The sequence below is a fragment of the Microbacterium sp. CFBP9023 genome, assembly GCF_034045055.1.
Classification (GTDB): Bacteria; Actinomycetota; Actinomycetes; order Actinomycetales; family Microbacteriaceae; genus Microbacterium.
In genome coordinates this window covers 1,467,970-1,492,123 of the sequence record NZ_JAXCWI010000001.1, presented here as the reverse complement: position 1 = coordinate 1,492,123, position 24,154 = coordinate 1,467,970, and the positions used below count along the sequence as shown (strand labels likewise).

The 24,154-nt window shown below is 68.9% G+C and carries 26 protein-coding genes; 15 read left to right on the top strand and 11 right to left on the bottom strand.

The genetic code is table 11. The features are described from left to right. The first annotated feature begins 6 nt into the window (after positions 1-6). Together SOM10_RS07260 and SOM10_RS07255 are read left to right on the top strand one after the other, a co-directional pair. Complete coding sequence (locus tag SOM10_RS07260) at positions 7-1,479, top strand: MATE family efflux transporter (protein WP_072592114.1); 1,473 nt, start codon at positions 7-9, stop codon at positions 1,477-1,479. A 119-nt stretch (positions 1,480-1,598) separates the two neighbouring features. Then, positions 1,599-1,991 carry a hypothetical protein gene (locus tag SOM10_RS07255; RefSeq protein WP_150115131.1) on the top strand — a complete coding sequence of 131 codons (393 nt, stop codon included), beginning with the start codon at positions 1,599-1,601 and terminating at the stop codon, positions 1,989-1,991. A gap of 7 nt (positions 1,992-1,998) precedes the next feature. On the opposite strand, the gene SOM10_RS07250 is transcribed toward SOM10_RS07255, so the two are convergent. Next, positions 1,999-3,708, bottom strand: a complete 1,710-nt coding sequence (locus tag SOM10_RS07250) for an AMP-binding protein (protein ID WP_320489212.1) — start codon at positions 3,706-3,708, stop codon at positions 1,999-2,001. A 191-nt stretch (positions 3,709-3,899) separates the two neighbouring features. Continuing rightward, entirely contained in the window at positions 3,900-4,367 is a 468-nt protein-coding gene (locus SOM10_RS07245; RefSeq protein ID WP_072592111.1) for an acyl-CoA thioesterase, read from the bottom strand. Positions 4,368-4,536: 169 nt separating this feature from the next. Here SOM10_RS07245 and SOM10_RS07240 point away from each other — a divergent pair, with 169 nt between their 5' ends. Together SOM10_RS07240 and SOM10_RS07235 are read left to right on the top strand one after the other, a co-directional pair. Next, positions 4,537-5,151 carry an ATP-dependent Clp protease proteolytic subunit gene (locus tag SOM10_RS07240; protein WP_320489209.1) on the top strand — a complete coding sequence of 205 codons (615 nt, stop codon included), beginning with the start codon at positions 4,537-4,539 and terminating at the stop codon, positions 5,149-5,151. Continuing rightward, positions 5,148-5,741, top strand: a complete 594-nt coding sequence (locus SOM10_RS07235; RefSeq protein ID WP_320489207.1) for a ClpP family protease — start codon at positions 5,148-5,150, stop codon at positions 5,739-5,741. Before SOM10_RS07240 ends, SOM10_RS07235 begins: the two co-directional genes overlap by 4 nt. 205 nt (positions 5,742-5,946) lie before the next feature. Here SOM10_RS07235 and SOM10_RS07230 read toward each other — a convergent pair whose 3' ends face one another. Together SOM10_RS07230 and SOM10_RS07225 are read right to left on the bottom strand one after the other, a co-directional pair. Continuing rightward, positions 5,947-6,303: a helix-turn-helix transcriptional regulator gene (locus tag SOM10_RS07230; RefSeq protein WP_320489205.1), complete on the bottom strand. Its 357-nt coding sequence runs from the start codon at positions 6,301-6,303 to the stop codon at positions 5,947-5,949. Positions 6,304-6,360: 57 nt separating this feature from the next. Continuing rightward, entirely contained in the window at positions 6,361-7,248 is an 888-nt protein-coding gene (locus tag SOM10_RS07225) for a helix-turn-helix transcriptional regulator (protein WP_053098155.1), read from the bottom strand. 92 nt (positions 7,249-7,340) lie between these two features. Here SOM10_RS07225 and SOM10_RS07220 point away from each other — a divergent pair, with 92 nt between their 5' ends. Next, positions 7,341-8,213 carry an aldo/keto reductase gene (locus tag SOM10_RS07220; protein ID WP_198032420.1) on the top strand — a complete coding sequence of 291 codons (873 nt, stop codon included), beginning with the start codon at positions 7,341-7,343 and terminating at the stop codon, positions 8,211-8,213. 1 nt (position 8,214) lies between these two features. Here SOM10_RS07220 and SOM10_RS07215 read toward each other — a convergent pair whose 3' ends face one another. Genes SOM10_RS07215 through SOM10_RS07205 form a run of 3 tightly spaced genes read right to left on the bottom strand, consistent with a single transcriptional unit; the run spans position 8,215 to position 10,279 of the window. Then, positions 8,215-8,688 (bottom strand): MarR family winged helix-turn-helix transcriptional regulator, encoded by a 474-nt coding sequence (locus SOM10_RS07215; RefSeq protein ID WP_053098153.1) that lies wholly within the window; start codon positions 8,686-8,688, stop codon positions 8,215-8,217. Beyond that, positions 8,688-9,347 carry a GTP cyclohydrolase II gene (locus SOM10_RS07210; protein ID WP_053098152.1) on the bottom strand — a complete coding sequence of 220 codons (660 nt, stop codon included), beginning with the start codon at positions 9,345-9,347 and terminating at the stop codon, positions 8,688-8,690. Before SOM10_RS07210 ends, SOM10_RS07215 begins: the two co-directional genes overlap by 1 nt. 44 nt (positions 9,348-9,391) lie before the next feature. Continuing rightward, positions 9,392-10,279 (bottom strand): DMT family transporter, encoded by an 888-nt coding sequence (locus SOM10_RS07205; RefSeq protein WP_320489203.1) that lies wholly within the window; start codon positions 10,277-10,279, stop codon positions 9,392-9,394. A gap of 134 nt (positions 10,280-10,413) precedes the next feature. Between SOM10_RS07205 and SOM10_RS07200 the strand changes: the two genes are divergently transcribed. After that, positions 10,414-11,250, top strand: a complete 837-nt coding sequence (locus tag SOM10_RS07200; protein WP_320489201.1) for a sulfurtransferase — start codon at positions 10,414-10,416, stop codon at positions 11,248-11,250. Positions 11,251-11,283: 33 nt separating this feature from the next. On the opposite strand, the gene SOM10_RS07195 is transcribed toward SOM10_RS07200, so the two are convergent. Further along, positions 11,284-12,192 (bottom strand): hypothetical protein, encoded by a 909-nt coding sequence (locus SOM10_RS07195; protein ID WP_053098149.1) that lies wholly within the window; start codon positions 12,190-12,192, stop codon positions 11,284-11,286. A gap of 304 nt (positions 12,193-12,496) precedes the next feature. Between SOM10_RS07195 and SOM10_RS07190 the strand changes: the two genes are divergently transcribed. The 3 genes from SOM10_RS07190 (at position 12,497) to SOM10_RS07180 (ending at position 15,016) form a co-directional block, all read left to right on the top strand. Further along, a complete protein-coding gene (locus SOM10_RS07190) occupies positions 12,497-13,147 on the top strand; it encodes an acyl-CoA synthetase (RefSeq protein WP_320489199.1) in 651 nt (216 codons plus the stop codon). Continuing rightward, positions 13,144-13,497 carry a hypothetical protein gene (locus SOM10_RS07185; protein WP_053098147.1) on the top strand — a complete coding sequence of 118 codons (354 nt, stop codon included), beginning with the start codon at positions 13,144-13,146 and terminating at the stop codon, positions 13,495-13,497. The genes SOM10_RS07190 and SOM10_RS07185 overlap by 4 nt, the downstream gene beginning before the upstream one ends. Before the next feature lie 85 nt (positions 13,498-13,582). Further along, positions 13,583-15,016, top strand: coding sequence for an MFS transporter (locus SOM10_RS07180; protein ID WP_320489197.1), 1,434 nt, complete (start codon positions 13,583-13,585; stop codon positions 15,014-15,016). 212 nt (positions 15,017-15,228) lie between these two features. Here the strand turns inward: SOM10_RS07180 and purB are convergent, their stop codons facing one another. Continuing rightward, positions 15,229-16,611 (bottom strand): adenylosuccinate lyase, encoded by a 1,383-nt coding sequence (purB, locus tag SOM10_RS07175; protein ID WP_056275439.1) that lies wholly within the window; start codon positions 16,609-16,611, stop codon positions 15,229-15,231. Then, a complete protein-coding gene (locus tag SOM10_RS07170; protein WP_230100954.1) occupies positions 16,608-17,084 on the bottom strand; it encodes a low molecular weight protein-tyrosine-phosphatase in 477 nt (158 codons plus the stop codon). The genes purB and SOM10_RS07170 overlap by 4 nt, the downstream gene beginning before the upstream one ends. Positions 17,085-17,314: 230 nt before the next feature. Here SOM10_RS07170 and SOM10_RS07165 point away from each other — a divergent pair, with 230 nt between their 5' ends. Continuing rightward, on the top strand, positions 17,315-17,578 hold the full coding sequence (locus SOM10_RS07165) for a hypothetical protein (protein WP_072592106.1): 264 nt from the start codon (positions 17,315-17,317) through the stop codon (positions 17,576-17,578). Beyond that, a complete protein-coding gene (locus tag SOM10_RS07160; RefSeq protein ID WP_320489195.1) occupies positions 17,575-18,852 on the top strand; it encodes a hypothetical protein in 1,278 nt (425 codons plus the stop codon). The genes SOM10_RS07165 and SOM10_RS07160 overlap by 4 nt, the downstream gene beginning before the upstream one ends. A gap of 27 nt (positions 18,853-18,879) precedes the next feature. On the opposite strand, the gene SOM10_RS07155 is transcribed toward SOM10_RS07160, so the two are convergent. After that, positions 18,880-19,284, bottom strand: coding sequence for a phage holin family protein (locus tag SOM10_RS07155; RefSeq protein ID WP_053098140.1), 405 nt, complete (start codon positions 19,282-19,284; stop codon positions 18,880-18,882). Between the two features lie 52 nt (positions 19,285-19,336). Between SOM10_RS07155 and SOM10_RS07150 the strand changes: the two genes are divergently transcribed. From SOM10_RS07150 to SOM10_RS07135, 4 genes are all read left to right on the top strand, one after another. Then, entirely contained in the window at positions 19,337-20,410 is a 1,074-nt protein-coding gene (locus SOM10_RS07150) for a histidinol-phosphate transaminase (protein ID WP_171821958.1), read from the top strand. Positions 20,411-20,506: 96 nt separating this feature from the next. Beyond that, complete coding sequence (gene pdhA / locus SOM10_RS07145) at positions 20,507-21,634, top strand: pyruvate dehydrogenase (acetyl-transferring) E1 component subunit alpha (RefSeq protein WP_053099303.1); 1,128 nt, start codon at positions 20,507-20,509, stop codon at positions 21,632-21,634. Positions 21,635-21,749: 115 nt separating this feature from the next. Continuing rightward, on the top strand, positions 21,750-22,730 hold the full coding sequence (locus SOM10_RS07140; RefSeq protein WP_053099302.1) for an alpha-ketoacid dehydrogenase subunit beta: 981 nt from the start codon (positions 21,750-21,752) through the stop codon (positions 22,728-22,730). 36 nt (positions 22,731-22,766) lie between these two features. Beyond that, entirely contained in the window at positions 22,767-24,122 is a 1,356-nt protein-coding gene (locus SOM10_RS07135) for a dihydrolipoamide acetyltransferase family protein (RefSeq protein ID WP_230100915.1), read from the top strand. The last annotated feature ends 32 nt before the right edge of the window (positions 24,123-24,154 follow it).

Genomic DNA, 24,154 nt, shown 5'->3' with positions numbered 1-24,154 from the left:
TCTCTCATGGCCACCTCTCTGACCACGGGCCGTCCGTGGCGTGTCATCCTGTCGTTCTCCATTCCCCTGCTGCTCGGAAACGTCGTGCAGCAGATGTACCAGTTCGCCGACGCCGTCGTCGTCGGCCGGCACCTCGGCGTCGAATCCCTCGCCGCCGTCGGTGCCACCGGCAGCCTGCTGTTCCTGCTCATCGGCTTCGCCTGGGGTCTGACGAGCGGTTTCGCGATCCCCATCGCGCAGGCGTTCGGAGCGGGTGACGGCGCCGCCGTGCGCCGCTCGGTCGCGACCGGCGTGATCCTGACCGGAATCACGAGCGTGGTGCTCACGATCGTCGCGCCCCTGATCGCCCGACCCGTGCTCGAGCTGCTGCAGACGCCGGCCGAGCTCATGCCCGAGGCGACGGTCTTCACCCAGATCAGCTTCATCGGCGCGAGCGCGACGATGTTCTTCAACTACCTCTCGGCGATCATCCGGGCGATCGGCGACTCGCGCACGCCGCTCATCTTCCTGACCGTCTCGTGCGCGCTCAACGTCGGCCTCGTGATCCTGATGGTCGGTCCGCTCGAGTGGGGAGTCGGCGGCGCAGCCCTCGCGACCGTCGTGGCCCAGGCCGTCTCCGTCGCACTGTGCCTCGAGTTCGTGCGCCGTCGCCTGCCGATGCTGCACCTGCGTCGCGCCGACTGGCGAGTCACCCGCGACGACTTCAGGGAGCACCTGCGCCTCGGTCTGCCGATGGGATTCCAGGCATCGATCATCGCGATCGGCACGCTCACCGTGCAGGTGGCGCTGAACACGCTCGGCTCGGATGCCGTCGCGGCCTACACGACGGCATCCCGCGTCGACGGCCTCGCGGTCGCCTTCCTCTCGTCGCTGGGCCTCGCGTCGTCGATGTACACGGCGCAGAACCTGGGCGGGCGCCGCCCCGACCGCATCCGTCGAGGGGTCGTCGAGGGCACCTGGATGGCGATCGCCGCCGGCATCGCACTCGGCGTCATCATCATCGCGTTCGGCACGCCGATGGTGCGCCTGTTCGTCGGTGAGGGGTCCGACGAGGTCGTGCGACTCGCGCACCTCATGCTGATCATCAACGGATGCGGGTACTGGGCCCTCGGTGTGCTGTTCGTGCTCCGCGGGGCGCTGCAGGGCCTCGGCCACACCCTCATCCCCACCGTCACGGGCGTGATCGAGCTGGTGATGCGCGTGGGAGCGGCCGTCGTGCTCGGCGCGCTCATCGGATTCGAGGGTGTCGCGCTCAGCAACCCTCTCGCCTGGCTCGGCGCGATCGTGCTGCTGGTGCCCGCGTACGTGCGCGCTCACCGGTCGCTCGCCCGCATGCCGGTCGACCCGATCGAGTCCACCGAGACGTCGGCGATGGCGATCATCGGTCCGACCGACGGGTCGATGGTCGTCGACGCGGTCGTCACCCAGCCGGTGCGAGTGGTCAAGAGGTCACGGTTCGCACGGTTGAAGCGCCGCTGAACAACGCGTCACGGTTGAGGAACATCATCCTTCAGATGGATGCCCAGAATGCCGACACTTCGTAATGTTGGTGATGCGGAGGTTCCGCGGACCGGGGGGTCGTGATGACATCGTCAAGGGTGGCAAGCGAACTGGCATCGATACTGGTGCCGATCGGAGTGGTGGGGGCAGTGCTCGCGGCGCTGTGCGCGATCGTGGCGGGAGTCGCGATCATGCGCGGAGCGGCGGGTCTCGCCGGCGGAGCGGTAGGACTGTGGATCCCGAGCGCGATGCTCAGCACCACGGCATCGTTCGCGAATCAGTGGACGCCGCTGCTCGTGTCCGGCATCGTGCTCGTCGCGATGCTGGTGATCGGAGCCGTCGCACGCGGGATCGTCAACGCGGGCGAGCCTGCCCGTGAGGTCGCCCGCGCCGCGCGGATCCAGGCTGTCGTCGACGCGCCCGAGCCGACGGTCCCGGCGCGCTCCACGAAAGCGCCGAGCACCGGCAGTCAGCCTGCGCTCGCAGGCTGAGCCGCACTCAGCGGTAGTCGCGATCCCGGTGCTGCGCGGCCTCGTCTCCTGAGGCCACGCGCTCGGCCTCTCGGGCGCGCAGTTCGACCCGGCGGATCTTGCCGGAGATCGTCTTGGGCAGCTCGGGCACGAACTCGATGATCCGCACCCAGAGGTGCGAGGACAGCCGGTCGTGGGCGTACGCGAAGATCGATCGCGCGGCCTCGGCGTCGGATCCGACCGCGTCGGGGCGCAGGCACACGTACGCCTTCGGGACTGCGAGCCGCGTCGGATCGGGGCTCGGGATCACCGCCGCCTCGATCACGAGGTCGTGCTCCAGCAGCACCGACTCGAGCTCGAACGGCGAGATCTTGTAGTCGGACGCCTTGAACACGTCGTCCGCCCGGCCGATGTAGGTCAGATAGCCGTCGGCATCCCGCTGGGCGATGTCGCCCGTGTGGTGGTATCCGCCGACGCGCGACTCGGCCGTCTTCTCGGGGTCGTCGTAGTACCCGGCCATGAGCCCCACCGGAGGATGCGCCAGGTCGAGCGCGATCTCGCCCTCGTGCTCGGCGAGCTCACCGGTCGCGGGGTCGAGCAGCACGACGGGGTATCCGGGCAGGGGTCGTCCCATCGATCCGATCTTGACGACCTGACCGGGGGAGTTGCCCACGCAGGCCGTCATCTCGGTCTGGCCGAAGCCGTCGCGGATCGTGCCTCCCCACGCCTCCTGCACCCGGTCGATGACCTCGGGGTTCAGCGGTTCACCGGCTCCGACGAGCTCGCGCGGCGGGTGGGTCAAGCGCCCGAGGTCGGCCTGGATCAGCATCCGCCACACGGTGGGCGGCGCGCAGAACGTCGAGACATGATGCGCGTCCATGACCTGCATGAGGGTGTTCGCGTCGAAGCGGTCGTAGTTGTAGACGAACACGGTCGCCTCGGCGAGGAAGGGCGAGTAGAAGCTCGACCACGCATGCTTCGCCCAACCCGGCGACGAGATGTTCAGGTGCACGTCGTCGGGGCGCACACCGAGCCACCACATGGTCGACAGATGCCCGATCGGGTACGACACGTGGGTGTGCTGCACGAGCTTCGGACGGTTGGTCGTGCCGCTCGTGAAGTAGAGCAGAGCCGTGTCATCCGCGGGGGTCGCGGCGTCGGGCTCGAAGGTCGTCGGAGCTTCGGCGGAATCGTCGAAGCGCGTCCACCCGGCCGGAATGCCCTCGCCCACCCCGATGCGCAGGACATCGCCGTCGATGTCGGCGATGCGCTCGGCCAGGCCGCCGAGCGTCACGATGGCGCGGGCGCGTCCGTGGTCGACGCGGTAGGCCAGGTCGGATGCCGAGAGCAGCGTCGAGGTGGGGATCGACACCGCGCCGACCTTGGTGATGGCGAGCATCACCTCCCAGAGCTCGATGGTGTTGCCGAGCATCACGATGACGTGGTCGCCGCGCCCGATGCCGAGTCCTGTGAGCCAGGCGGCGACCTGGTCGGAGCGGCTCGACAGCTCGCCGTAGGTCCACGACTCGAGGCTGAGGTCGGCTGACACGATCTGCACCGCCGGGCGGTCGGGCGACTCGCCGGCGATCACATCGAACCATTCGAGCGCGAAGTTGAACTCAGCGGGCGCAGGCCAGGAGAACCCCTCGCGTGCCGCGGCGTAGTCCGTCGCGTTCGCGAACAGGAAGTCGCGCATCTCTCTGATCGCGGTCGTGGCTGCGGTGGCACTGCGGCTCATTCTGGGCTCCTTTGCTCGGCAGACGTGTTCCATCCTCGCACCGAGCGCAGACGCCGGCCTCTGACCCCCGCACCTGCGGAAGGAGATCCCTCGCTCAGAAGGACCGAATCCACTGCCTGGTCCTTCGGTGCGAGAGATCGCCTCCTGAACGGAGGCCCGCACACGGGCAGACGAGCAGGCGGGAGCCGCGGCTAGGGCAGGCGGATCGTCCCCGTGGCGATGCGCTCGGTCGGCATCCGATCGCGGTTGTACGTGATCTCGTCGTATCCGTGCGGCGTCGGCATCCCGTCGTCGTCCAGGCTCACGAACACGATCTTCTCGATCGTGAGGATGCGCTTGCGCGTGATCATGTTGCGGGCGACGGCGCGCATGGTCAGAGACGTGGTGCCGAAGTGCGTGGCCTGCAGGCCGATCTCGATCAGGTCGCCTTGCACGGCTGAGGCTTCGAAGTTGATCTCGGAGATGTGCTTCGTCACGGCCCGATAGTTGCCCAGCTGCACGATCGCGTAGATCGCGGCCTCTTCGTCGATCCACTTCAGCAGGCTGCCGCCGAACAGCGATCCGTTCGCGTTGAGGTCTTCCGGCTTCACCCATTTGCGGGTGCGGAAGTTGATGCCGTCTTCGGACCACTGCCACTCGGGTGTCTTCTGCTTCGCCATGCTTCGAGGGTAGGAGTCGCGTGAGTCGGGGGTGTTACGCGAGGATGCCGAACCGATCTGCACGGGTGGATCTGCTGGGGCCGATCTCCTCTGGGCCTATCTGCTCTGGGCCGATCTGCCGCGAGCGGATACTCGCCCGCACTCCGACACGGTGGCGGATGCTGGGGCCATGAGCGAAGACAACCCCATCCCGCAGTTCGGCCCCGAGGCCCGCCGGGCACTGTTCCACGAACGAGTGCTCGTGCTCGACGGCGCCCTCGACGACGACAACGGCACGCTGCTCATGACGCAGCTGCTCACCCTCTCGGCGGAGGATCCGACGACCGACATCGCCCTGTGGATCCATTCGCCCGGTGGTTCCGTGCCGGCGATGCTCGCGATCCGCGACCTCATGACCCTCGTGCCGAACGACGTGTCGACCCTCGCACTCGGGCTCGCGTGCAGCGCCGGGCAGTTCCTCCTCTCAGCCGGGGCGAGGGGCAAGCGCAGGGCGCTCCCGCACGCGCGCATCCTCATGCATCAGGGCTCGGCGGGGATCGGCGGCTCGGCGGGCGAGCTCGAGACGCAGGCCGACGACCTGAGGCACATGCGCGACACCGTGCTCGGGCTGATCGCGGCCGACACCGGACAGCCCGTGGAGCGCATCTTCGAGGACTCGCTGCACGACCGCTGGTACACGGCGGAGCAGGCGAAGGACTATGGCTTCATCGACGAGATCGTCGCCTCGCTCGCGGAGCTCATGCCGCGTCGTCGGGCCCGGGTCGGACTGGGGGCGGGCGCATGAGCGGCTACACGATCCCCTACGTCATCGCGCAGCATCCGCGCGGTGAACGCGTCATGGACGTCTACTCGCACCTGCTCGCCGAGCGGGTCATCTATCTCGGCACCGGCATCGACTCCGGAGTCGCCAACGCATTGATCGCGCAGCTGCTGCACCTCGATGCCGACAGCCAGGATTCCGGCATCCAGTTCTACATCGACAGCGAGGGTGGCGACCCGGGGGCGGCGCTCGCGATCTACGACACGATGCAGCACGTGCGTCCGGCGATCGCGACGACGTGTGTGGGTCAGGCGATCGGGCCGGCGGCGCTGCTGGTCGCGGCAGGGGCTCCGGGGCAGCGGGCAGCTCTCGCGCACGCCCGAATCGTGCTGCATCAGCCGGCAGGCCAGTCGCGGGGAGCGATCCCCGACCTCATCCTCGCGGCGGACGAGGTCGTGCGGGTGCGTTCCGACATGGAGTCGATCCTCGCCAGGCACAGCGGACGCTCGCTGAGCGAGCTGCGCGCCGACACCGACCGGGATCGCGTCTTCACGGCATCCGCCGCCCGGGACTACGGTCTGGTCGACACCGTGCTGGGGGAGCGGGCGGACTGAGGGGCCACGGCGTTCGTCTGCAGGATCGGGGCACGGATGCAGGATGATTCTGCCGTTCTGGTCCTGCATCCGTGCCGAAGTCCTGCAGACGGACGGACCCGCAGACGGACGGACCCGCAGACGGACGGACCTGCAGACGGACGGACCTGCAGACGGACGGACCTGCAGACGGACCTTCAGACGGGCGGGCAGACGAGACGAGCCGTCAGGCGGCGAGGGCGAAGGCCCCGCGGGTGGCGGACACCGCAGCGGATGCCGGAGCCATCGTCGCCTGGCGCAGCTCGTCGGCCACGGCGCTCGTCAGTTCGATCAGCGAGGTGTCGAGGGCCCCGGCGATCGCCGCGATCATCTCGCTCGACGGCTCCTTGAGTCCCCGTTCGACCTCGGAGAGGTATTGCGGCGAGACTCCGGCGTTCCCTGCCGTCTCGGTCAGGGTCTCGTCCCGGTCGTGTCGTCGACGGCGCAGCTGATCGCCGACCATCTGGCGCCATAGGGGCTCGGGCTCACTGGGACGAGGGCGGGCAGAGTGAGGTGCGCGAGGGAACGGGACGAGGTCGGCCATGCCTCACGATAATCCGCCGTCAGCGCACGATTCGAGCCGTTCTGCTCACAGCAGAAATCAGGCCTCGGTGCGCTCTGAAGGCGCATCGATGGTCCCATCGGCAGCGTCGGTCGCCGCCCAGCTCGCGAGCATCCGCAGTTTGTCGGCGGATGCCGTTCCCGGCTCGGCCGTGTACGTCGACATCTGCAGGCCCGGGTCAGCCGGCAGCTCGAACGCCTCGTAGGTGAGTTCCATCTCGCCGACGACCGGGTGGTTGATGCGCTTGACACCGCTGCGGTGGAAGCGCACGTTGTGCGCCGCCCACAGGGTGCGGAACCGCTCACTGCGCGTCGACAGCTCGCCGACGAGATCGGTGAGTTTGCGGTCGAACGGGTTGCGCCCCGCTTCGCCGCGCATCGCGGCCACGAGCTCCTGGGTGTTTCGCTCCCATTCGGGGTAGAACGTCTGTGCGGCCGGGTCGAGGAAGGCGAAGCGGGCGCTGTTCGGCACCGGGGTCGTGAAGAGCGGCGCATAGAGCGCGCGGCCGAGCGCGTTCGCCGCGAGGTAGTCGAAGTAGTTGTTGCGCACGATCGCCGGCGCCTCGGTCATCGCGTCGAGCAGGCGCAGGATGCTGGGGCGCAGCGTCTCGACCTTCTTGCGCGGCTTGCGGGCGACGGGTGAGGCGTTCGCGGTGCGGGCGAGATCGAACAGATGCGCGGTCTCGGCCTCGTCGAGCTGAAGAGCACGGGCGAGCGCATCGAGCACGCTGTCGGAGACGCCGGACAGATCGCCCCGTTCGAGCCGGGTGTAATAGTCGACGCTGACGCCGGCGAGCAGCGACACCTCTTCACGGCGCAGCCCCGGCACACGCCGGTTGCCGCCGAATGCGGGGAGGCCGGCCTGGTCGGGGGTGATGCGGTCGCGCCTCGACGAGAGGAATTCGCGCACCTCGCTGCGGGTGTCCATGTATGCGACGGTACGCCCCCTGTCGCGACGAAGGGAGGTACTGGTGGACTCTCCCTCGCGTGTGAGCGGACGCGCACACTGGAGGTATGACGATGAACATCACGCTCAACACCGGCATCGAGATGCCCGCCCTCGGCTTCGGAGTGTTCCAGGCTGCTCCGGACGAGACGGTCGATGCCGTCAGCACCGCTCTCGAGACCGGCTACCGCCTGATCGACACCGCCGCTGCGTACGGCAACGAGCGCGAGGTGGGCGAGGCGATCCGCCGCACCGGTATCGCGCGCGACGAGGTCTTCATCGAGACCAAGGTCTGGATCAGCGATTTCGGCTACGACGAGACCCTGCACGCGTTCGAGAAGTCGACGGGCAAGCTCGGGGTCGATCAGCTCGACCTGCTGATCCTGCACCAGGCCCTGCCGACCCGTTTCGACCTCACCCTGGGTGCCTATAAGGCGCTCGAGACCCTGCTCGCCGACGGTCGGGTGCGCGCCATCGGCGTCAGCAACTTCATGGTGGAGCACCTCGACAAGCTGGCGGCGGAGACGAGCATCGTCCCCGCGCTCAACCAGATCGAGGTGCACCCCTACTTCCAGCAGCGCGAGGTGCAGCAGGCGGATGCCGCGGCCGGCATCGTCACCCAGGCGTGGTCGCCCATCGGCGGCATCACGGCCTACCGCCCCAACGGCGCATCCGTCTTCGACGACGAGACGCTCACGGCCATCGCCGCCGAGCACGGCAAGTCGCCGGCACAGGTGATGCTGCGCTGGCACCTGCAGCAGGGCCGCTCCGCGCTGCCGAAGTCGGTGCGTCCCGCCCGCATCGCCGAGAACTTCGACGTCTTCGACTTCGAGCTCACCGCCGACCAGCTCGACGCGATCGATGCGCTCGACACCGGTGTGCGCCGTGGCCCCGAGCCCGAGGACGTCACGCTCGAGACCTTCGGCCGCGAGATCCCCGAGGCGTGACCTAGAGAGCGGCGGCGACGCCGGGGAGCAGCTTGGCCGAGATCGTGCCGAGCTGCTCCCTCTCCTCTGCGGTCAGAGGGTCGAGGATCAGTTCGCGGATCTGCGCCACATGAACGGGCGCCGCCGCCCGCAGCAGGTCACGACCGGCATCCGTCAGCGCAGCGGTCAGCGTGCGCTTGTCGCTGCTGCACGAGGTGCGCGTCACCCAGCCGCGGTCTTCGAGCGAGTCGATCGCGTGGCTGAGTCGTGAGCGGCTGAGCCCGGCGATCTGCGCGAGCTCGGTCATCGGGATCGCACGATCACCCTGACCTGCGAGGGTCACCAGGATCGCGTAGTGCGAGTGCTTGAGCCCGGTCTCGGCCTTGAGCGTGCGATCGAGCACCTGCGGCAGCAGCTGCACGAACCGGATGGTCGGCAGCCACGTCTGCATCTCCGCATCGTCGAGCCTCCGCTCGCTCGCCAGCTGCGCGTTCATCAGGCGGCTGACAGGTCGAGCGTGTGCGAGGTGTGGTCGCGCTTGGCCTCGAGGTAGCGGTGGTTCGCGTCCGACAGGTGCACGCCGGTGGCCACCTGCTCGGTGACGCGGATGCCGAGGGCGTCGAGCTGTGCCGCCTTGTCGGGATTGTTGCTCAGCAGACGGATGCTGTCGACGCCCACCGCCTGCAGCATCTGCGCGGCGATCGTGTAGTCGCGTTCGTCTTCTCCGCGGCCGAGTGCGACGTTCGCCTCGTACGTGTCGAGGCCGGCATCCTGCAGCGCGTACGCGTCGAGCTTGGCGTAGAGGCCGATGCCCCGACCCTCCTGGCGCAGGTAGAGCAGGAACCCGCCGTCTTCGGCGATGCGCTCGACGGCTTCACGCAGCTGCGGGCCGCAGTCGCAGCGCTCAGAACCGAACACGTCACCGGTCAGGCATTCGCTGTGCGGACGCACGAGGGGTGCGTCGCCCCCGTCGGCCGCGCGCTCCAGGGCGGCCCGCCAGTCGCCGAGCCCGAGCAGCAGGTGCTCGCGGCCGTCGATCAGTCCGTCGAACGTGACGACATCCGCCGTGGTCGAGAACCCGTCGGCGAAGCGCATCGGCACGCGCACCCGCGTCCGCTCTGTGGCGACCGGAACGACGGTTGAAGTTTCAATCATGTCGGGTGCAACGCGCCCACGTCCCCGATATTCCCGCGGGCGCACTACTCCGCGGAACGACGACGCACGGGCTTGAGCTCGCTGGCGAGGATGCCGAGCACCACGAGCGCTCCGCCGATCAGTGCGGCGACGGGCAGGCGTTCACCGGCGATGCGCCCGATCACGGCCGCCCAGACCGGTTCGCCCGCATAGATGATCGTCGCGCGGGTCGGGGACACGGACTTCTGGGCCCAGTTCATCGTGAGCTGGATGACGCAGCTCGCCGCTCCGAGTCCGACTGCGCAGCCGACCCAGATCCACGAGAACTCGGGCAGGCCCTCGCCGACGACCGGCATGGTGAGGATGCCGAGCACTCCGGCGGTGAGGAGCTGGATGATCGTGATCCTGCCGAGGTCGATCCGGCCGGCGAACACGCTGATCAGGATGATCTCGGCCGCGATGGGCAGGGTGCTGATGAGCGTCAGGATCTCGCCCGACCTGAGGGTCAGGGCGAACGCATCGGGTCCCGCGATGAGGAGCAGTCCGAGGAACGCGAGCGCTGCGCCCACGAACGCCATGGCCGGTGGGCGCTTGCGGAAGACGGCCCACTGCGCGAGCGGCACGAGAGGGATGTACATCGCGGTGATGAACGCCGAGGTGCTCGAATCGATGGTCTGCAGCCCGACGGTCTGCAATCCGTATCCGAGATAGATCATCACGCCGATCGCGACCCCGGCGCCGATGTCGCGCCAGCGGATGCCGCGCAGCGCCCGTCGGAAGATGACGATGCTGATCGCGCCGGCGACCAGGAACCGGATGCCGACGAAGAACCACGGCCCCGAGTGCTGCATCGCCCAGTGCACCAGGAGGAATGTGCTGCCCCAGACCGCCGTCACGGCGATGAGGGCGACCTCCTGTCGGCGCAGGCTCATGAAGCGGAATCGAGTGGACATGCTGTCCTTTCTCGACGCGGCCGGGACGAGCCTAGCGCCGCGCCGACCGCCGTCTCGAATCGCCGATCGGCCCGATATGTCGACGGAATACGGGCGGGTGCGCGATCCGGACGGCGTCTCGCTAGCCTCGGATCATGAGCAACTTCGTGAGCGCCACCGAACTGCGCGATCTGCTGACGTCCGAGACCCCCGTGCGTGTGATCGACGTGCGCTGGCGACTCGACCGGCCCGACGGCCGGGAGGACTACCTCGCGGGCCACATCCCGGGGGCGGTCTTCGTGCCGCTCGCGACCGAGCTCGCCACCCACGGCGAACCCTCGGACGGCCGGCACCCCCTGCCCTCCACGGCGACGCTCCAGGATGCCGCCCGGCGGTGGGGTGTGAACCGGGGTGACGTCGTCGTCGCCTATGACGACGCCAAGGGAGTCAGTGCGTCACGAGCATGGTGGCTGCTGCGTCAGGGCGGTGTCGACGTGCGCGTCCTCGACGGCGGCATCCGCGCGTGGACGGCCGCCGGCCTTCCGGTCGCCGACGATGACGTGCAGGCCGAGCCCGGCGACGTCGTCCTCGACGAGATCGGCGGCGATGCGATCTCGATCGACGAGGCCGCCTCGTTCGTCGACACCGGTGTGCTGCTCGACGCGCGCGCGCCGGATCGCTATCGGGGAGAGCACGAGCCTTTCGATCCGATCGCCGGGCACATTCCGGGCGCGCTCAACGTCCCGATGGCCGCCCATCTGGATGCCGAGGGCCGGATCCTCGACACGCACACCCTTCAGGCGACCTTCGCCGCCCTCGGGGTGACCGAGGGGACGCCCGTCGCGGCCTACTGCGGCTCGGGCATCACGGCGGCGCACACCGCGCTGGTGCTGGATGAGATCGGCATCGAGGCGAAGGTCTTCCCCGGCTCGTGGAGCCAGTGGTCGAACACTCCGGGGCGTCCGGTCGCGGTCGGGGATCAGCCCGGGTGAGTCGGTCGGCTCCGAGCCCGCGAACGGACGCGGTCAGCGCCCGTCGGCGTAGCTCCAGGCGACGCCGAGCAGTCCGGGTCCGAATGCGCGTCGCACCTGGTGCACCGAATTGCGGCCCTCGAGCGACAACTCGGTGAGCTTCGAGCCGTCCGGCGTCTCGACGCGCTCTTCGATCCGGTCGGGCAGCGCGTCGGGGTGGAATCGCGTCCACACCAGCAGCTCCCTGGTCTGCCGGGCGACGGCATGACCCGTCTCGCGCTGCGGCGGATAGTCCGGGGGGTAGGCGACCGACCACTCGACCATCGCGGTGCTCGGAGCGGTCAGAGGAACGTCGAGTTCGAACAGGACGCCGTGCACCTCGCCGTTCGGGTGCGAGTACCGGGCAGCGATGCGTCCTCCCGCCACCGCCTCGATGAACGGGGCGGGAGTGCTGATGCCCGGTGTCATCTCGAGGAACGGGATCGACGCGACGGTGCCGACGGTCGACTGCACGATGCTGCGCGTGATCGAGTACGAGACGTTGCCCGCGGCATCCACGTCCGTCACCGAGTGGGTCGTGAGTTCGCGCGACGTGTCGGGGTACTCCGCGCCGAGAGCGGCGAACGCCTCTTTGACGGCGTCCTCGAGCTCCTGCTCGTCGAGCGGGAAGAGGTTGGGTCCGAGCGGACCGGTGCGGTTCGTGGTGCCGAGCAGGGCGGTGAGAGAGCCGGGCTCGAGGTGCAGCAACTGCTCGATGTCGCCGAGCGCGGCCATCGACTGGGCACCCTCGGGGCGCCGAGCTCCGGACCGCCAGTAGCTGAGCGTCGCCATGGACACGCTGTTGCCGCGGGCGCGCAGCTGCTCGTGCAGCCGCGCCAGAGTCAATCCACGCGCATTGATCGCGTCGCGGAAGGACGCTGCGAATACATCGGCATATCGGCGCAGACCACTTTCCATGCTCATCACAGCACCCCCTCCGGTATGTGAAGAATCGAGCCCTAGAGTGAGCATACGACCACACCAGCATCGCGTAGGGGACGAGGTGCTATTTCTGGGGTCTATCGGCTGAGCAGTCGTGAGCAGGGTGCCCGACCTCGCGACCACTCGGCCTGACGCAGTGTCGCCCCCGTCGCTGCGTTCTGTCGCGGGGCCTGATGATCGATCTGGGGAGATCCATCGGGCCCCGCGAACACCTCTCCGGTGTCGGCGCCCACTCAGCGCCCCCGCGTAGACTGGGGGGAACACCCCCGGAGGACCCTCGATCTTCATGTCTGCCACCGCCCGCGCGTTCACCGTGCGTCACCTCCAGTTGCTGCGCGCGCTCTTCGCCGCCGCCGCTGCAGTGATGATCACCTTCTCGCCCGATCACTCGGCGGCCGTCGGTCTCTCCGTCTTCAGCGGCTTCGTCCTCACCACCGGCCTCGTGATGATCGTCGCCGCGTGGCTCGTCTACCCGGCCGGTCAGCGCTGGCCGTCCGTCGTGTTCGCCCTGCTGAGCTTCGTCGCCGGGATGACCGCCGGTGTGCCCGCATGGCGTACCGAAGACCTCTTCTTCGTCGTCGTGATCGCCTGGGCGGTCTCGACCGGCATCCTCGAGCTCGTCGTCGGACTCCGTGCTCGCAAAGCCGGCGAGGCAACCGCACGGGACTCGATCACCCTCGGCGCCTTCGGCCTGCTGCTGGCCGTGCTCCTGATCGCGGTCCCGGCGGGCTTCGTGCAGCCGTACGCCATCGAGGGAGCCGGTGCGTTCGAGCTCACCGGCATCATCCTCGGCGTCGGGATGTTCGGCGGATACGCGGCCATCGTCGCGGTCTTCCTCGGCATCGCCGGTCTGACCCCGAAGCGAGCGGATGCTGTCGCCGCCGGGACCACGATCGAGAACGACCCCGCCCCCGCCGGGCACGGAGGAGAGCGATGAGCGACGAGAAGCCCACCCGACGCGACATTCTGCGCCCGCTGCACCTGCTGGGCATCGCTCTCGGCTGCGGTGTCTTCGCCGCGGTGGTGACGCTCGTGTCGACCGGCGCCTTCACCGCCCGGGTGAACAACGCCATCGCGAACGGCACCTACGACGGCCTCACGCCGATCGCGCTCGGCCTGGTGGTCGGCGGCGGCGCATTCATCGTCACGCTGCTGTTCCTCGCGATGCTGATCCTCGTGGTCGACCCGGCCGAGGTCACCAAGAAGGTCGACCGCCCCGTGCTGTTCGACCCCGAGACTCCCGACGAGCCGGGCGCCGACAAGCCGGGCCGCACGTCCTCCTCCTGACTGGATCGCAAGCTCCTCCTGACCGGATCGCAAGGTTCTCCATCGCGACCGGAATAGTCCCGGGCTGCGACGGCTTGTCCCTGTAGTGACTGCCTCGATCGACCGCGCCTCCGTCGGACTCAGGTCGGAACGAGGCCCGGTGCTCGGGGCCCTCATGCTCGCCACGGGGCTGATCGCGATCGACGCGACGATCCTCGCTACCGCGGTGCCCAGCATCGTGCGCGATCTGGGCAGCTACCAGCAGTTCCCCTGGCTCTTCTCGGTCTATCTGCTCGCACAGGCGGTCAGCGTGCCGATCTACTCGCGCTTCGCCGATACCGTCGGCCGCAAGCCGATCATCCTGCTCGGCATCGCGCTGTTCCTGCTCGGGTCGGTCCTCTCCGGCTTCGCCTGGAGCATGACCGCCCTGATCGTGTTCCGCATCATCCAGGGCCTCGGCGCCGGTGCCGTCGCGCCGATGTCGATGACGATCGTCGGCGACATCTACACGGTCGCCGAGCGCGCCAAGGTGCAGGGGTACATCGCCTCGGTGTGGGCGATCTCCTCTGTCGTCGGGCCGGCGCTCGGCGGCATCTTCGCCCAGCTCGACGCCTGGCGGTGGATCTTCTGGGTCAACATCCCGCTGTGTCTGATCGCGGGATGGATGCTGCTGCGGCGGTATCACGAAGAGAAGCAGACGCAGCGTCATCGCATCGACTACGCCGGTGCCGTGCTGCTCACGGTCGGACTCACGGGTCTGATCCTCGGGATGCTGGAGGGCGGCAACGCCTGGGCGTGGCTGTCGATCCCCAGTGCCGTCTGCTTCGGACTCGGCGCCGCGGCGCTCGTGGCCTTCGGCCTCGTCGAGCGTCGAGCAGCCGAGCCGATCGTGGACCTGCGCCTGGCGGCGCGGCCGCTGATCCTCACGACCACGATCGTCTCCCTGGGCATCGGCGCCCTGATGACCGGCGTGACGAGCTTCGCACCCGCATATCTGGAAGGGTCCATCGGCATCGCACCGCTGCTGTCGGGATTGGCCGTCGCGGCGCTCACCCTCGGCTGGCCGCTCGCCGCAGCGAACGCGGGCCGGCTGTACATGCGGATCGGTTTCCGACGCACAGCGCTCACCGGCATGTCGATCACCGCGGTCGCGGCGATCGCTCTGGCGGTGGTCTCTCCCTGGCCCAATCCGTTCTCGATCGCCGCCGTGGCATTCGTCCTGGGCTTCGGCCTCGGCTGGAGCGCCGCCCCGACGCTGATCGCGGCTCAGGCCTCGGTCGGCTGGGGCGAGCGCGGTGCCGTGACCGGCATGAACGCCTTCGCCCGCTCGGCGGGCAGCGCGCTCGGGGTGGCCGTGTTCGGCGCGATCTCGAACTCGGTGATCGCGCAGGGCGCGGGGCCCGAGGACCCGGCGACCATCATCTCGGCATCGGTCTGGGTGTTCATCGCTGCCGCCGTCGTGGCCGTGCTCACCCTGATCGCCGCGGCGTTCATGCCGCGGGACCCGGCGGGCGCGCACTCCGGAGAGCCCCGCCCCTAGCCCGCACGGCGTTCGTGACCCGGCGCCGGGTCAGATTCGTGCGGGGTCGCTTCGCTGCGGGTCGCTTGGCTGCGGGGTCACTTGGCTGCGGGGTCACTTTCGCATCCGATTCGGCCGATTGCGGTGCGTTTCTGGCCCCGCATCGCGCGCACGGTGCGTTTCTGGCCCCGCACCGAACGAGCGGATGCCTCAGCGGCACCCGCTCGTTCGCGCTACTTCGCGAGCTGCTCGGCGATGCCGGTGTACGAGGCGGGGGTCAGGGCGAGCAGACGCTGCTTCGCGGCATCCCCGATCTCGAGTCCCTCGACGAACTCCGCCAGGTCCGCGGCGCCCACGCGGTGACCGCGGGTGAGCTCCTTCAGCAGCGCGTAGGGGTCGCTGATCGACGAGCGGCCGGCGACGACCTCCGCGCGGATGACGGTCTGGATTGCTTCGGCGAGGACTTCCCAGTTCACGTCGAGGTCGGCGAGCAGCACGTCGCGCGAGAGCGAGATGGCGTTCAGACCGCGACGCAGGTTGTCGATCGCGAGCAGCGAGTGGCCGAACGCGACGCCGATGTTGCGCTGCGTCGTCGAGTCGGTGAGGTCGCGCTGCAGTCGGCTGGTGACGAGGGTCTGTCCGAGGGATGCCAGCAGGGCGCCGGAGATCTCGAGGTTGGCCTCGGCGTTCTCGAATCGGATCGGGTTGATCTTGTGCGGCATCGTCGACGATCCGGTCGCGCCCGCGACGGGGATCTGCGCGAAGTATCCGAGCGAGATGTACGTCCAGATGTCGGTGGCGAGATTGTGCAGGATCCCGCCGGCGTGACGCACGCGATCGTAGAGCTCGACCTGCCAGTCGTGCGACTCGATCTGCGTGGTCAGCAGGTTGAAGCCCAGACCCAGGCCCTCGATGTACTCGCGCGAGATGGTGGGCCAGTCGGCGTCGGGGTCGGCGGCGATGTGCGCCGACCAGGTGCCGGTCGCGCCCGAGAACTTGGCGAGGTAGTCGGATGCTGCGATCTGCGCGCGCACGCGCTCGAGACGCCACGCGAAGACGGCGAGCTCCTTGCCCATGGTCGACGGAGTGGCCGGCTGACCGTGGGTGCGGGAGAGCATCGCGGCGTCGGCGTGCTCGGCGGCCAGCTCGCGGAGCTTCGCGATCACGACGTCGAGACCCGGCAGCCAGACCTCCTCGACCGCGCGCTTGACGGTCAGGGCGTAGGACGCGGAGTTGATGTCCTCGCTCGTGCAGGCGAAGTGGGTGAGCTCGGCGATCGCGTCGAGGCCGAGGGCCGACAGGCGGTCGCGCACGAGGTACTCGATCGCCTTCACGTCGTGCTGCGTGACGGCTTCCTTCTCGGCGAGCCAGTCGATCTCGGCCTGGCCGAAGTCGCGGTAGAGGGCGCGCAGGCGCTCCTTGTCGGCATCCGACAGGGGGCTCGTCTCGAAGAGCGAGCGGTCGGTGAGCGCGATCAGCCACTCCACCTCTACCTCGACACGGGCGCGGTTGAGGCCGGCCTCCGAGAGGAAGTCGGCGAGGCCGGTGACGGCGCCGCGGTAGCGACCGTCGAGGGGGCTCAGCGGCTGGGGCGGGAGCGAAGGCTGGAAAGTCAGGGGAGTCCTCCTGATCGGGCCCCGGGAGTGCGGGGCGTGCGGGGCTGGCGGAGAGCCGGCTCGAGCTGGCGGAACAGCCCGCGAGTCGCGGTCTCAATCATACCGAGCACCGAATCGAACATCTCGGCGCCGGCGTAGTAGGGGTCGGGGACATCCTGGCTGTGCGCGTCGGGGTCGAAGGCGAGCAGCAGGGTGACCTTGCCCTCCTCGTCCTCGTTGGCGGCCCACTCGCGCAGGATGCGCTCATGAGTGCGGTCGAGGGCGACGACGAGGTCGTTCTCCGAGAAGGAGGAGAAGGTGAACTGCTTCGCGCGGTGGAGTGAGCCGTCGTAGCCGCGGCGGCTGAGGGAATCGAGAGTGCGGTGGTCGGCCCGTTCGCCGAGGTGCCAATCTCCTGTTCCCGCGCTGCGGGAGACGATCCGCGAGCCGAGACCCTGACGTTCCGCGAGATCGCGGAACACCACCTCCGCCATCGGAGAACGGCAGATGTTCCCCGTGCACACGAAGATCACGCGGAAGGGATCCGGGGATGTCACCGTCCTATTCTGCCGGTCGCAGCCCGATCGCGCGATGCCGGAGATCCCGGGCCGGGCGGGCGCACCCGTTCTGCACCGGTGCCGCGACCGAGCCATCTGCTCACGAGGCCCGAGATCCGAGGGGCGTCCGCACATCGCAGCGGCAGTGGATCGCGGATGCTGGGCGCATGTACTCCTTCGCACTCGCACAGACCGGCGCCGCAGACACCGCCTGGGCCCAGTCCCGCGCCGTGGCAGCGCTTCGCAGCGCCGTCGAGGCGCTCGACGACGTGCGCGCATCGCTCGCCGTCCTCACCGCCGACACCGACTGGCACTCCGACGGGGTGCGCGCGATGCAGCACTCGCTCGACGATCTCCGACGGAGGACACGCGTCGAGGCATCCGAGATGCGCAGCCGTGAGTCAGAGGCCGAACGGATCGACGTCTCATGACAGGGCTGACGATCGACCACGGGGGAGCGATCGCCGTCGACCCCGACGTGCTGCGCGATGTCGCTCACCGCATCGATGCCGTCGCCTCCCGTTATGACGATGCGCGTTCGGCCATCATGCGAGCGCATCGGATCATCGTCGACACTCCTGGCTTCAGCGAGCACGTCGACACGGTGGGGCTGTGGGCGTCGGGCGAGCACGTAGCTCGACTCCGCTCCGAGTGCCAGGAGACCGCCGAGTCCACCCTTCTCATGGCCGATGCCTACGAATACGTCGAGCTGCGAGCGGAGGCCGAGATGCTCGCGCAGACCGATCCGAGCACGGCGCAGCGGCTGACACGACGAGCCGATCGTCTTGCTGCGTCGGACGAACGCCTCTCGAAGATGGCCGACGACCTCGTCGCTCAGTGGCGCGCCAGACGATTCGAAGGCCTCACGGGCAACCTCGTGACGCCCGCCCTGTACGACCACGTCTTCGGGACCGCCGCGCTCGTCGGGGCGTTCTCGGGGTTCGGCAAGGTGCTCCCCGGCGAGAGGCTGCAGGGCACGGCCGACCCCGTCACGGTCTCGCCGGTGAAGACGTCCTCGCCCCAGGGGGCGCCCTCGGGCCTGGCGGGAGCCTTGAGGCGCATGCCGGGCGCCGTCGGAGCGCAGGTCGCCGTCGAGAAGTACTCCTTCGCCGACGGCACCACGAAGTTCGTCGCCTACCTGGAAGGAACGCAGAGCGTCGCGTGGGGAGGTGCGCAGCCGTGGGACTCCAAGTCCAACGCCGAGCTCTACACCGGGAAGAGATCCGCGTCGTATCAGGCGACGATCGAGGCGCTCGAGGCGGCGGGGGCGCAGCCGGGCGATGAGGTCGATGTCGTCGCCCATTCGCAATCGGCCATGGTCGCCGCTCACCTCGCGATGGAGAGCCCGTTCGACGTGCAGATGCAGATCACGGCGGGAAGCCCGGTCGAGCCGACCCTGGATGACGACCAGACCATCATCCAGCTGCGTCATTCCGACGACGTGGTCTCCGGGCTGGCCGGCGGAGGATCGCCCGAGGGGACCGGGTCGGATGACAGCATCACCCTGCTCACTGAAGGAACCCCGCAGGACACCCTCGGGGACCTGACGGTCGACGCGCACCACCTCGACACGTACATCGACACCGCGGAGATGGCCGATGAGCTCAGCGACCTGCGAATCGATGCGATGCACGAGTTCTGGCGCGAGCTCGACACCGCCGAGGTGGTCGAGCGCACCGAGTATCAGGCCGAGCGTGTCGGATGACGGCCGCGCGAGGTGCGCAGGCAGGCGTCAGTCCCGACGCTGCTTCTTGCTCTGCGGACGCAGGATGAAGCCGAAGACACCGTTGATCAGCGAGATGATGAGCGCGGCGAGCACGCCCCACCAGAAGCTGCCGACCGTGAGACCCCAGCCGAACCCGCTCGTGATCCACGCCGTGAGCCACAGCAGGAAGCCGTTGATCACGAAGCCGATCAGTCCGAGGGTGATGATGTACAGCGGGAACGCGACGATCTTCACCACCGTGCCGATGACGGTGTTCACGAGCGCGAAGATCGCGGCCACCGCGAGCAGGGTCAGCACGAGCTGCAGGGTCTCGCCCGGCGCGAACGCCCTGATCTGCACCTGCAGGGCGGGGATCAGCGTCACGACCCAGAGGGCGAACGCGTTGACGACGACTCGGATGATGAAGCGCATAGTCCGTCCAGTCTTCCATGTGGGGCGCGGGAGCGCCGCGGAATCTAGACTCATGACTGTGACTGACCCGATCCTTCCGCGCATCCGTCCCGCCATCGCCGCCCTGGCGCCGTACCGACAGGGCAAGCAGGCGGGCCCCGACGCATTCAAGCTCTCGAGCAACGAGAACCCGTTCGAGCCGCTTCCGTCGGTCGCCGCGGCGCTGCAGCACACGACGCCCATCAACCGATACCCGGATGCCACCGCCGGCCGCCTCCGCGTACGACTCGGTGCACGGTACGCCGTCGAGCCCGACCAGGTGCACGTGGCTGCGGGCAGCGTCTCGATCCTCCACCAGCTGATCCTCGCGACCGCCTCCGTGGGTGACGAGGTCGTCTACGCCTGGCGCTCGTTCGAGGCCTATCCGAGTCTGCCGCTCGTCGCGGGCGCGACCGGGGTGCAGGTGCCGCTGACGCCCGACTCCCGTCACGATCTCGACGCGATGGCTGAGGCGGTCACCGAGCGCACGCGTGCCGTCATCCTCTGCACCCCGAACAACCCGACCGGTCCGATCATCACGAGCGACGAGTTCGCGACGTTCGTCGAGCGCGTCCCCGCCGATGTGTTGATCGTCCTCGACGAGGCCTACGCCGAGTTCGTGACGGTGCCCGGGGCGGTCGACGGTCTCGCCGAGCGGGTGTTCGAGCGGCATCCGAACGTCGTCGTGCTGCGCACCTTCTCGAAGGCCTACGGACTCGCGGGCCTGCGCATCGGATACGCGATCGGCAACGAGAAGGTCCTCGATGCCGCGCGCACCACCGGCATCCCGCTCTCCGTCACGTCGGCAGCCGAGAACGCCGCGATCGCGAGCCTCGACGCCGAGTCCGAGCTGCTCGAGCGCGTCGCGGTGATCGTCGAGCGCCGCACGCGCCTGCTCGAGGGGCTGCGTCGGCAGGGCTGGGACGTGCCCGACTCGCAGGCCAACTTCATCTGGCTGCCCACCGGCGAGCGCACCGACGAGGTCGCCGCCGCATTCGTCGCCGCCGACCTCATCGTGCGCCCGTTCCCGGGTGACGGCATCCGCATCTCCGTGGGCGAGGAGGCGTCCGTGGCGCGCGTGCTCGAGGTCGCATCGTCACTGCGCTGATCCGCGCCGTTCCGCCGTTTCTCCGGGTTCCCGGCAGATGCGAGGACGTCCTAGGTATGCGTGACCGGGCATGCGTGCGCGGGTAGCGTGGGGGTCGTGACCTCGTCAGAGACTGAACTCGTCCGCGTCCTGGATCAGGATGGCCGCTTCACGCCGAGTCCGGCTGCTGAGCAGTATCTGTCGTTGATCGAGGCGATCAGCGACGCCGAGCTCGAGCAGTTCTACCGGGACATGGTGGTCATCCGCGCGATCGACACCCAGGCGACCAACCTGCAGCGACAGGGACAGCTGGCGCTGTGGCCGCCGAGTCGTGGGCAGGAGGCCGCCCAGGTCGGTTCGGCCCGCGCCGCCCGCGCCCAGGACACACTCTTCCCGTCGTACCGCGAGCACGCCGTGACTCGCATCCGCGGCGTCGACCCCGTCGATATCATCAAGCTGATGCGCGGTGTCTCGCACGGCGGCTGGGATCCGACAGACCCCAAGAACGGCAACACCCGCCTCTACACCCTGGTTCTCGGCTCGCAGGTGCTGCATGCAGCCGGCTACGCGATGGCGTTGAACTTCGACGGTCGATCCGGCACCGGCGACGTCGACAAGGACGAAGCCGTCATCGTCTACTACGGCGACGGGGCGTCGAGCCAGGGCGACGTGCACGAGGCGATGGTCTTCGCCGCGAGCTACCAGGCTCCCACGGTCTTCTTCCTGCAGAACAACCACTGGGCGATCTCGGTGCCGGTCGCGACGCAGTCGCGGGTGCCGCTGGTCGAGCGCAGCGCCGGCTACGGCATCCCCAGCGTCCGCGTCGACGGCAACGACGTCCTCGCCAGCTACGCCGTGTCGCGCGTCGCTCTCGATGAAGCCCGCAGCGGCCAGGGTCCCCGGGCGATCGAGGCGGTCACGTACCGTCTCGGCGCGCACACCACCAGCGACGATCCCACGAAGTACCGCGGCTCCGACGAAGAGCAGTCGTGGGCGCTGCGCGACCCGATCGACCGCATGCGCGCCTTCCTCGAGAACAGGGGTGCGGCGGGGCAGTTCTTCGCCGACGTGGATGCCGAGGCGGCCGACGCCGCCGAGGACCTGCGTTCACGCAGCGTCGAGCTCGGATCGCCGACCGCAGACAAGATCTTCGATCACGTGTACAGCGACCCGCATCCGCTCGTGGCGGAGCAGAAGGCCTGGCACACGCGCTACGAGGCATCGTTCGAAGGAGACGGCAAGTGATGGACTGCCTTCAGGATTCTCGGCCAGGAGCGACTTTCGCGGCCCGCGCTGCGCGCAGTGGCCGCCGAACGTGCGTATGGCCGCAGAAGTTCACGACGTCGAGGACGGTGCACGCATGACCCTCGAGACGATGCCCCTCAGCAAGGCGCTGAACTCGGGCCTGCGCCGGGCGCTCGAAGACGACTCCAAGGTCCTGCTCATGGGCGAGGACATCGGCAAGCTCGGCGGTGTCTTCCGGGTCACCGAGCACCTGCAGCGCGACTTCGGCGACCGCCGCGTGCTCGACACCCCCCTCGCGGAGTCGGGCATCGTCGGCACCGCGATCGGGCTCGCGATGGCCGGGTTCCGCCCGGTGATCGAGATCCAGTTCGACGGTTTCGTGTTCCCCGCGTTCGACCAGATCACGACCCAGCTCGCCAAGCTCACGAACCGCCACGAGGGCAGGATCAGCCTGCCCATCGTGATCCGCATCCCCTACGGCGGGCACATCGGAGCGGTCGAGCACCACCAGGAGAGCCCCGAGGCCTACTTCGCGCACACCCCCGGCCTGCGGGTGGTGTCGCCGTCGACGCCGAACGATGCGTACTGGATGATCCAGGAGGCCATCGCGTCGAACGACCCGGTGATCTTCATGGAACCGAAGAGTCGCTACTGGCAGAAGGGCGAGGTCGAGCTCGACGCGTCCGCCGCCCCGCTGCACTCGTCTCGCGTCGTGCGCACCGGATCCGACGTCACGCTCGTCGGACACGGAGCCATGGTCACGACCCTGCTGCAGGCGGCCGCGCTCGCCGAGGCCGAGGGCACCAGCTGCGAGGTCGTCGACGTGCGGTCGCTGTCTCCGGTCGACTACGAGCCCATCCTGAGCTCGGTGCGCAAGACCGGACGCATGGTCTACGCCCAGGAGGCCCAGGGCTTCGTCAGCATCGGCAGCGAGATCGCCGCGACCGTCATGGAGCGCGCCTTCTATGCGCTCGAAGCTCCCGTGCTCCGCGTCTCGGGATACGACACTCCGTTCCCGCCCGCGAAGCTCGAGGGCACCTACCTTCCCGACGCCGACCGCATCCTCGAGGCCGTCGACCGTTCGCTCGCCTACTGATCTCACCCTGATCTCACCGTTCCGAAAGGACCGCACATGAGCACGCAGAACTTCAACCTCCCCGATGTGGGCGAGGGCCTGACCGAGGCCGAGATCGTGGCATGGAAGGTCGCGCCGGGTGACTCCGTCGCCATCAACGACGTCATCTGCGAGATCGAGACCGCCAAGTCGCTCGTCGAGCTGCCGTCGCCGCACGCCGGAGTCGTCGGCGAGCTGCTCGCCTCCGAGGGCGCGACCGTCGAGGTCGGCTCGCCGATCATCACCTTCGTGACCGATGCGCGCGACGACGCCGGACCCGGCAAGATCGCCACCGCGGAGGCCCCCGCGCCGGAAGAGGGCGGCGGGTCGGTTCTCGTCGGCTACGGCACGGGCGGCGGTGCGACGTCGCGGCGCAAGCGTCCGGCGGAGCGCCCGGTGCGCTCGTCGGTCGGCGTGATCGCGAAGCCGCCGATCCGCAAGCTCGCCCGCGATCTGGGCGTCGACCTCACCACGGTCACGCCCACCGGAGCCGACGGCGAGGTGACCCGCGACGACGTGATGACCCACGCCTCGCAGGCCAGCGTCTTCCGCAACATCGAGACGCCCGAGTGGGGCGCCGTGCGCGAAGAGACCGTGCCCGCACCGCAGAGCACGCCGGCGGGCCTCGCCCGTGGAGTGTCGGCAGCGCCGGCATCCGCCCCGGTGTCCGACGACCGCACCGAGTCGATCCCTGTGAAGGGCGTGCGCAAGGCGACCTCGTCGGCGATGGTGCAGAGCGCGTACTCCGCTCCGCACGTCACCGTGTGGAAGGAGATCGACGCGAGCCGCACGATGGAGCTCGTCAAGAGGCTCAAGGCATCGCCCGACTATGCCGACATCCGCGTCTCGCCGTTGCTGATCATGGCCCGCGCCGTCATCTGGGCCGCCCGTCGCACCCCGATGGTGAACGCTGCGTGGATCGAGACCGAGGGCGGCGCGGAGATCGCGGTGCGTCACTACGTGAACCTCGGCATCGCCGCGGCGACGCCTCGCGGTCTGCTCGTGCCGAACATCAAGGACGCGCAGGACCTCAGCATGAAGGACCTCGCCCGCGCTCTGAACAGGCTCACCCTGACGGCGCGCGAGGGCAAGACCAGCCCCGCCGACCAGCAGGGCGGCACGATCACGATCACCAACATCGGTGTGTTCGGGATGGATGCCGGTACCCCGATCATCAACCCCGGCGAGGCGGGCATCGTGGCCATGGGCACGATCAGCCAGAAGCCGTGGGTCGTCGACGGCGAGGTGCGCCCCCGCTGGGTGACCACGGTCGCAGGCTCGTTCGACCACCGCGTGATCGACGGCGACGGTATGAGCCGCTTCATCGCCGACGTGGCATCCGTGCTCGAGGAGCCCGCACTGCTCGTGGAGTGAGGCGGACAGCGGGGATACAGTGGCGGAGAACC